The following is a 4,207-nucleotide window of genomic DNA, read 5'->3' on the forward strand; positions in this document are numbered from 1 at the left end:
CGCGTATCTCAGACTGTTCCAGCTTCGGCGGCGAATCCTTCGCAAACCCGGTCGAGAAGTGCTCAAACAAATCTTCCGAGAAGTTGTTTGAGTCACCAACAATGTACTTCACAAGAGCGTTCCAATAATTGGCACCCGACAGCGCAGTCAAGCCAAATGACGAGATCAGTATCCACATACCGACCAATGAGATGAACATGAACCAGCGGGATTTTCTTCGGGTTGATGCGGTTATAGCATCATAATTTTTGAAAAAATCCATGTCATGAAGTTTATTGAGTACTTCTGGAAGGAGTTGTGGCCCGAGAAGGAGATAAAGAGGTAATAGTACTGCTGCATACGCATCGTTGAAGGGTATGAATTCAACGGGTGACTGTAGTGTACTATTTGTTGCCTGTAAAGAGTACACCCACGCTAAGAATGCACCAACAGCTAACAATATTTGAAACCACATTCGGATTGCGACTTCCGTGTTGGTGTACTCTAATCTTTTTTGTTCTTCTTCCGTCATCGGATTAATATCGGACCACATATGGAGGGCTGTGGCGAGTGATCCAAGAATAATTGTTCCCAAGTAAAATCGGCTAGATATGAGGCCGGGATTTCCTGTGAAGATTGCAAAAATAGCCGTCCATGCTGCAACTACTTCGACTGGAATACTGTCTTTAATATTGTCTATCCAGTCACGCTCCTTTTCTTCTGTTTTCGACTCTTCCGTTAGTTCTTCTATTTTCGAAGATGTCTCGGTATCAGCTTTTATTCCTCGACCTTCTTCCTCCTCTCGCGTCGTATACTCGTTTAGTTTGACAGTGAGTTCTGCAGGGTTGACTTGAGCTTGAGGAACTGCGAGTAATTGTCTTCCCATGAAATCAAGTACAATGGATGACATTATAAGCATAACTAATAATCATGTATGATAGGGATGTTATATACATTACACCTCTGGTTATTAGATCGCTGCTCTCTCAGGATCCACTACACTGGCAAATCCATATTTATACCTCCACACTTGTGTCTGAGTCTCAATACCTTACAAAGCATCCTTGCCTAACTGCTTCTGAAACCCGAGTTCTGTATCATAGAAGTTGAACTGACAATTCTGACGAGCCGAGCGGATCGTCCGCGTACCGGCGGGCGAGTTGCGCACACGTGTCTGCGTCGCTTTCTTCCCGTGCGGTCGTGCAATGCACGTCTAAGATCGCTTGCGTATCTGTATCGACAAGTGTCGTCGCTTCGACGGTCTGAACGGATAATTGGTTGCGGCATCACCTCCTACAGGTCGATGATCATCTCGTAGGTTTCGTCGAGGAAAATCCGCAGCCCATGAGGGAAATCATCGCGTACTCCGTGAAGCTGCTGTCGCCTTCCGGGCAGCAGCTTCGTCGGGATCGGCGCAATAATTTTTAGCCAGCAACAACACTTCTTCGGTGAAGCGGGTGGTAAGGTTCATTCAAACTGCTACTCGCCCGCTTCAACTCCTTCGATTTACCGACCTACGCCGACGCCGTCTAATGATTCAATGGTGCTTCAAATTCATCATTCCTGAGCCGTTAGACCGGTATTTAGTTCCTATAGTGTTATCCACGTCCTCTGTAAATAACATGGACTCATCCTTTCATACATCCATTTCAACACTCATGAACATTGTGTGAACTTTTATGCTCTATTCCGACGAATTTGACTACGCACTATGGCAACTGAACGTGAAGAATATCAAGGGCGAGAAATCGTAACAACCGATGACGACACTCCAAAACTCCAGGTCGACGACCGGCAGGTCGAGGTGACGTATATCGAAGACAAGGGCGTCTATGCGACGAAACACTTCCCATACAACACCTTCGAATCGAAGAAAGAGCTCGGGAAGGCAGTTGTCGACAACTGGTCGCGGATTAAGCCGGGACTGGATGAAGAGGACGAGCAATAAATTATCTGAAGTGAAATCACCTATCGAGCTCTGGCGACGGATAATAGTCAATGATAGCTACTCCGGAACTCGTCTAATCCTCCAAGATTCAGAAGTCGATTTGAATGGCATTCCAAAGCCATCCGAATCGTTTGTCACATTCGAACCGTCAGTGATGTTGAGGGAAGCGGACTTCACTAGCGATTAAGAAGACAACACCAACCCGAACCAACTCTCCTTCAAATTAGCGAAGACAAAAAAGAGTCACTCAACAACTAGTGGATCCGTGTCATAGACGTATCCGAGTGTTCGATGATTGAGTACCTCTGCCGGGGTCGTGCTCCAGGGAGACATCGCGTCATTTAGCCGGTGGCCGATGGGTCCGTCGCTCTCTGAGCCATCTGGAAGATAGCTTGACCCTGGATTTTCAGCCTGCCAATCTGCCCAGAGCTTATCCACGAAGCAGTGGTGGAGGAAGAACACCGGATCGTTAGGTGAAGTCATTGGCCGCATGTCGCCATCAACCCAAAGGTGGACACGGTTGTGGAGGTTTATTCTCTTTCCGTCAATAGTTAAGAACCCTTCAAGTCCGTTGCGGAAACTTGGATTACTCGACATGTCCCACGATGAGCGATCATACTGTACACCATCGAACACGCCGTCATTCGGATTCGACGGGTCTCCGTACAGATCACTTTCGACCGGCAGGTTTGTGACCTGTCCACTCGTTGCGGGGGCAATACGGTTTCCGAACCCGCGCTTCAGCCCTGGTTCACTCGGTGTGGCGCCGACCTCGTCAACAACCGTCCACGTATTTGGGTCATTAGCATCGTATGCGAATGGGCCGGTCTGTACGTAGTAATTGTTATTCGGATCGCCGTCGCCACCCATGAAGTCTGCAGTGAACACAGGTGATTGGCTTTCGATGCGGTTGATGTTTACCTCGAATGACTCAGCATTGTCCCAGAGTGCTGCATCCTCAAACCAGTTCCAATATGGAAGTGTGACGCCGGGCACCTCTGCCTGAAGATCCTGTTCAAACCGTCGGAGGAACTCACGGTGCCACGGCAGGAACGCAGGGCCACGGTGAGCGGCGTTTCGGTATCCTGCATCTGGAATCTCATCGGGTGCCGGCGTTGGTGTCGCGCCTGCAGTGATATGGTTGGCGACGTATTGGTCGTACTTTCCACTTCTTTTCAATGATTTAATAGCAGAGACGAAGTCTCTCTTTTCCTGTGTGGTAAGATCCTTCACATTCTTTCGCTCTTTCATCTCTTCTTCGGGAGGGTCGCTTTGCTCTGAGGGTGGTTGCTCTGAGGGTGGTTGCTCTGAGGGTGGTTGCTCTGAGGGTGGTTGCTCTGAGGGCGGTTTGCTTTCGTTCTGCTCTTGAGTTGGTTTGCTTTCACCGGTGTCTTTCGGTTCTGGAGTTGGATAACCAGTTTCCTCCTTGGTTTGCTTCTTTTTTTCACCGTAGATAATATATTGAAGATTAGCGCCAGTAGTGTCGGCTGCGTCTTCTAAATTGACGTTTGTGAGGTTTGAATGTCGGAAATCGGCATCGGTGAGGGTGGCATCTTGAAAGTCAACATCTGTGAGATCAGCGAACCTGACGTCTGCTCCACTCAAGTTGGCGCTATTGACGATTTTTGCTCCTTTCAGAATGGCGTGTCGAAGGTCGCTCTCGGTGAGGATGGCACCCATGAGGCTTACATATGAGAGATTTGCACCGACGAGAGTAGCACCGAAGAAATTTGCTTTCGAGATATTTGTTTCTTGACCAGAAAGATCCGCATATTGTAGGTTCACTTCTGTCAATGTAGCTCCCGAAAGGTTTGCCCCAGTAAGCATCGCCTCGGTGAGGTTCGCTTTAGAGAATACCGCAAATGAAAGATTGGAACCCGAAAGTTTTGCTTTGAAGAGGTTTGCCTCTTTGAAGTCGGCCCGTGAAAGGTTGGAATTCGAGAGGTTGGCGTGCTGGAGATCGGCTTTGGGAAACTTGGCTTCTAGTAGCGAAGCTCTTCTAGAGAGGTTTGTGAATTTGAGACTCGCGTCGGCGAAAATTCCGTATCGGATCGTTGCACCGGAGAGGTTAGCCATCAAAAGGTCGGCCTTAGAGAGATCAGCTTTCGAGAGGTTGGCTTTCGAGAGGTTGGCATATCGAAGGTTCGATCCGGTCAAATTAGCCCCAGAGAGGTTCGCTCCAGAGAGAACTGCGTCTGAGAGATTCGCTCCCGAGAGATCGACTCCCGACAAATCGACATTAGTGAGGGAGAATGCCCCATACTCCTCTTGGTCTTTTGG

Annotated in this window: 3 protein-coding genes; 1 reads left to right on the forward strand and 2 read right to left on the reverse strand. The window is 48.6% G+C overall.

Features of this window, described 5'->3' with window-relative positions; translation table 11 throughout:
- On the reverse strand, positions 1–865 hold an 865-nt coding region (locus ACR3FE_RS23845; protein WP_458210344.1), incomplete at its 3' end, for a hypothetical protein.
- A gap of 825 nt (positions 866–1,690) precedes the next feature.
- Here ACR3FE_RS23845 and ACR3FE_RS23850 point away from each other — a divergent pair.
- A complete protein-coding gene (locus ACR3FE_RS23850; protein WP_458210342.1) occupies positions 1,691–1,927 on the forward strand; it encodes a hypothetical protein in 237 nt (78 codons plus the stop codon).
- A gap of 243 nt (positions 1,928–2,170) precedes the next feature.
- Here ACR3FE_RS23850 and ACR3FE_RS23855 read toward each other — a convergent pair.
- A partial coding sequence (locus ACR3FE_RS23855; protein WP_458210343.1) for a pentapeptide repeat-containing protein occupies positions 2,171–4,207 on the reverse strand: 2,037 nt, incomplete at its 5' end.

Source organism: Haladaptatus rarus, from assembly GCF_054177585.1.

What these genes read in the sequence shown, in the direction of transcription:
- ACR3FE_RS23850 (WP_458210342.1), top strand. Translation starts at nt 1,691, where the DNA reads ATGGCAACTGAACGTGAAGAATATCAAGGGCGAGAAATCGTAACAACC.